This window comes from Microbulbifer mangrovi (genome assembly GCF_002009015.1).
GTDB classification, from domain to species: domain Bacteria; phylum Pseudomonadota; class Gammaproteobacteria; order Pseudomonadales; family Cellvibrionaceae; genus Microbulbifer; species Microbulbifer mangrovi.
In genome coordinates this window covers 1-4,109 of sequence record NZ_LZDE01000159.1, presented here as the reverse complement: position 1 = coordinate 4,109, position 4,109 = coordinate 1, and the positions used below count along the sequence as shown (strand labels likewise).

Annotated in this window: 4 protein-coding genes; all 4 read left to right on the top strand. The window is 58.3% G+C overall.

Translation table 11 applies throughout. The annotated features are described in order from the left end of the window. Positions 1 to 106: 106 nt before the first annotated feature. The 4 genes from rpe (at position 107) to B4U49_RS01080 (ending at position 4,021) form a co-directional block, all read left to right on the top strand. Positions 107 to 775, top strand: a complete 669-nt coding sequence (rpe, locus tag B4U49_RS01095; protein ID WP_078082748.1) for a ribulose-phosphate 3-epimerase — start codon at positions 107 to 109, stop codon at positions 773 to 775. 298 nt (positions 776 to 1,073) lie between these two features. Further along, entirely contained in the window at positions 1,074 to 2,555 is a 1,482-nt protein-coding gene (gene trpE / locus B4U49_RS01090; protein WP_078082747.1) for an anthranilate synthase component I, read from the top strand. A 33-nt stretch (positions 2,556 to 2,588) separates the two neighbouring features. Continuing rightward, complete coding sequence (locus B4U49_RS01085) at positions 2,589 to 3,446, top strand: ion transporter (protein WP_078082746.1); 858 nt, start codon at positions 2,589 to 2,591, stop codon at positions 3,444 to 3,446. Next, the gene (locus B4U49_RS01080; RefSeq protein ID WP_078082745.1) at positions 3,443 to 4,021 is read left to right on the top strand and encodes an anthranilate synthase component II; all 579 of its coding nucleotides are present in this window, start codon (positions 3,443 to 3,445) and stop codon (positions 4,019 to 4,021) included. The genes B4U49_RS01085 and B4U49_RS01080 overlap by 4 nt, the downstream gene beginning before the upstream one ends. Positions 4,022 to 4,109 lie beyond the last annotated feature (88 nt).

Here is a 4,109-nt window from a genome sequence, read left to right as displayed (position 1 = left end):
TGTATTCACAGCGGTTTCGAAAAACTCCACCCAGTACCTGACCGCCACCGGAAGTGTTCAACGCGCACTGCCCGGGGCCACTAAAACCAAGTACTGAGACGAGAAAATGCCGGACTACAAAATTGCACCCTCCATCCTCTCCGCCGACTTCGCCCGCCTGGGTGAAGAAGTCGACAACGTCCTCGCCGCTGGCGCCGACTGGGTGCATTTCGATGTAATGGACAACCACTATGTCCCCAACCTCACCATCGGCCCCATGGTCTGCAAGGCCCTGCGCAACCACGGCGTGGAAGCCCCTATCGACGTACACCTGATGGTCGAGCCCGTCGACGACATGATCCGTATGTTCGCCGATGCCGGCGCCAGCTACATCACCTTCCACCCGGAAGCCAGCAAGCACGTCGACCGCTCCCTGCAGCTGATCCAATCCCTGGGCTGTAAAGCCGGCCTCGTATTCAATCCGGCCAGCAGCCTCGACGCCGCTAAATACGTCATGGACAAGCTCGACATGATCCTGCTCATGTCCGTGAACCCCGGCTTCGGCGGCCAGAAATTTATCCCCGCCACCCTCGACAAGCTCCGCGAAGCACGCAAGTTTATCGACGACTCCGGATGTGACATCCGCCTGGAAATCGACGGCGGCGTCACCCGCGACAACATCCGCGAAATCGCCCAGGCAGGTGCCGACAGCTTTGTGGCCGGGTCTGCCATCTTCAACCAGGACGACTATGCGGAAGTGATCAAAGCCATGCGCGCGGAGCTCGCACAGGCCTGAGCCCACGGCTACCACGGACAGCGCCGGAATGCCGGCGCTTGCCCACCCCACAAGAGATTTGTACACTTGCTCGCCGGAATACAGGGAAGCAACTCGACACTGCGACCCCAACGCTGCGAGAAAGTGACATTGAACTGCACTGCCCCCCACATCAACAGCTGGCGATGGCGCCACTGATCCGCTAGAGCCTGCAGGCCATATGGTCTTTCGGGCGCCTTTCCCGCGGGTAGGATTCCACAAAGAAGCGAAATCCAGGCCCCAGTACAAAAAATAAGCATTGCATAGACCCGGAGTCGCCATGACCCCCAGCGAATACACCCAGCTTGCGTCTGCAGGATACAACCGCATACCGCTCGTCCGCCGCGTACTGGCGGATATCGAAACCCCGCTCACTACCTACATGAAGCTCGCCGCCCGCGACGGCGGTCGCTACAGCTATCTGTTTGAGTCGGTGCAGGGCGGAGAGAAGTGGGGGCGCTACTCGATTATCGGATTGCCTGCCCGCACCGTATTGAAGGTGACCGACCACGATGTAGTGGTCGAGCGCGATGGGAAAATCGTCGAGCAAAAAGTGGTTGAAGACCCGCTGGCCTACGTCGAAGAGTTCCGCAGCCGCTACAAGGTGCCGGAAATCGAAGGATTGCCGCGCTTTAACGGCGGCCTTGTGGGCTACTTCGGTTATGACGTCGTGCGCTATATCGAGCCCAAGCTGGCAGATAGCTGCCCACCGGATACCCTGGGTAACCCGGATATCCTGTTGATGGTCAGCGACGAACTCGTGGTGTTCGACAACCTGGCTGGTGCCGTACTGTTTATCGTGCACGCGGACCCGGAGCAGGAAAATGCTTTCGAGTCTGCGCAACGCCGCCTGGACGAACTGGTGGGACAATTGTCGCAACCGCTCGCCAGCGTTGAGCCCCTGGGTATTGATGGCGACCACACCGCAGAAGAAACCTTCAGGTCCCACTTTGGCGAAGAGGCCTTCAAGCAGGGCGTGCACAAGGTCAAGGACTACATTCTGGCCGGCGACGTCATGCAGGTTGTGCCTTCCCAGCGCCTGTCGGCACCGTTTACCGTACCGCCACTCAATCTTTACCGAGCATTGCGCAGCCTCAACCCGTCGCCATATATGTATTTCCTCGATCTGGGGGATCACCAGGTCGTTGGCTCCAGCCCGGAAATCCTGGTGCACCTGGAAGATGGCGATATGACCGTGCGCCCGATCGCCGGTACCCGCCGCCGGGGCGCGACCGAGGAGCAGGATCTGGCACTGGAGCAGGATCTGCTGGCCGACCCCAAGGAAATTGCCGAGCACCTGATGCTGATCGACCTGGGGCGCAACGATGTGGGCCGGGTCGCGCAGACCGGCACCGTGCAGGTCACCGAAAAAATGGTGGTGGAGCGGTACTCCCATGTGATGCACATCGTCTCCAATGTCACCGGAAAGATTAAGCCGGAACTGAATGCCATCGACGCATTGCGCGCGGCACACCCGGCGGGAACCTTATCGGGCGCGCCGAAGATTCGCGCGATGGAAATCATCGATGAACTGGAGCCGGAAAAGCGCGGTGTCTACGGCGGTGCCGTGGGTTACCTGGCGTGGAACGGCAATATGGATACCGCCATTGCGATTCGCACCGCGGTGATCAAGGACCAGAAAGTCTACGTGCAGGCCGGCGCCGGCCTGGTAGCGGATTCCGATCCGCAATCCGAGTGGGATGAAACCATGAACAAGGCGCGGGCCCTGTTCCGCGCTGTGGCCATCGCCACCGGGCAATAACCGTTTTTTATTACATTGGAAGAAGTAGTACCGATGAGTAACGAAATCTCAGTAGAACAGAAGCGTAGTTTTGCTGAACAGTGCCGCCGACTGGTCGACGCGCCAATTTTCAACCAGGTGATAATCGCCCTGATTTCCGTGAATGCGCTGGCGGTTGGGCTGGAAACCTCTACCTGGGTAATGGCGCGTTTCAGCGACATGCTACACGGCGTCAATCAGTTGATCCTGCTGGCGTTTATGGTGGAGGCTGCCATCAAGATTGTCGCCCAGGGCAATCGCCCGTGGCGCTACTTTGCCAATGGTTGGAACTGTTTTGATTTTTCCATCATCGTATTGAGCCTGATTCCTGCTGCTGGCCCCCTGGCCACACTGGCGCGTCTGGTTCGGGTGCTGCGGGTATTGCGCCTGGTGTCGGCTTTCCCCGAGCTGCGCCTGCTGGTGGATACGCTGTTGCGCAGCCTGCCGAGCATGTTCCATATCAGCCTGCTGATGGGGATTATTTTTTATATCTACGGGGTGGCCGGTTATTTCCTGTTTCACGAAATCGACCCCACCCACTGGCGCACCTTGCCCATCGCCCTGTTGAGCCTGTTCCGTATCGTCACCTTTGAGGACTGGACAGACATCATGTATACGGCGATGGATGCCATGCCCTACGCGTGGATTTACTTCATCAGCTTTGTGGTGATGGGCGCGTTTGTGATGATCAACCTGTTTATCGGGGTGGTTCTGAACAATCTGGAAGAAGCCAAGTTGCGCCGCCTGGATGAGCTGGCGATGCCGCCGAGCCAGACTGAAATTCTGCGCGAACTGCGCGCAACCCAGGATTCCCTTGCCCGTTTGCAAAAACGCCTGGGCGAGGCGACACAGGATAAAGGAACCGAATCATGATCCTGATGATCGATAACTACGACTCTTTTACCTTCAATATCGTGCAGTACCTGGCGGAGCTGGGGGCGGATGTTGTGGTGAAGCGCAATGATGAAATTTCCGTTGCAGATATCGAACCGCTGAACCCGGAAAAAATCGTGATTTCACCGGGCCCCTGTACGCCGAACGAGGCGGGTATTTCCATGGATACCATTCGCGCTTACGCGGGCAAGGTACCGATCCTTGGAATCTGTCTCGGTCACCAGAGCATCGGTCAGGTGTTCGGCGGTCGTGTGGTGCGCGCCGGTGAGGTGATGCACGGCAAGACCTCGCCGATCATTCACAATAATCTGGGGGTGTTTCACGGTCTGTCGAATCCGTTCGAGGCGACCCGCTATCACTCGCTGGTGGTGGACAAGGGCAGTCTGCCGGATTGCCTGGAAATCACTGCCTGGACCGAAAACGCAGACGGCGAGATCGATGAGATCATGGGACTGCGTCACCGCGAGTTGCCGGTGGAAGGGGTGCAGTTCCACCCGGAGTCGATACTGACTCAGCACGGGCACGATATGCTTCGGAATTTCCTGGAGTCTTGAGGTATGGGTTCAGTGCTTCGTAGATGAACTGGTGGCGGTCCTGCTGCCGGTATCCGTTTGCGAGGCACGCCGTGAACCCATCCATGGG

Excerpts from the sequence above, each read along its gene's own strand:
- B4U49_RS01080 (WP_078082745.1), top strand. The coding sequence starts at position 3,443 with ATGATCCTGATGATCGATAACTACGACTCTTTTACCTTCAATATCGTG.
- trpE (WP_078082747.1), top strand. The coding sequence starts at position 1,074 with ATGACCCCCAGCGAATACACCCAGCTTGCGTCTGCAGGATACAACCGC.
- B4U49_RS01085 (WP_078082746.1), top strand. The coding sequence starts at position 2,589 with ATGAGTAACGAAATCTCAGTAGAACAGAAGCGTAGTTTTGCTGAACAG.
- rpe (WP_078082748.1), top strand. The coding sequence starts at position 107 with ATGCCGGACTACAAAATTGCACCCTCCATCCTCTCCGCCGACTTCGCC.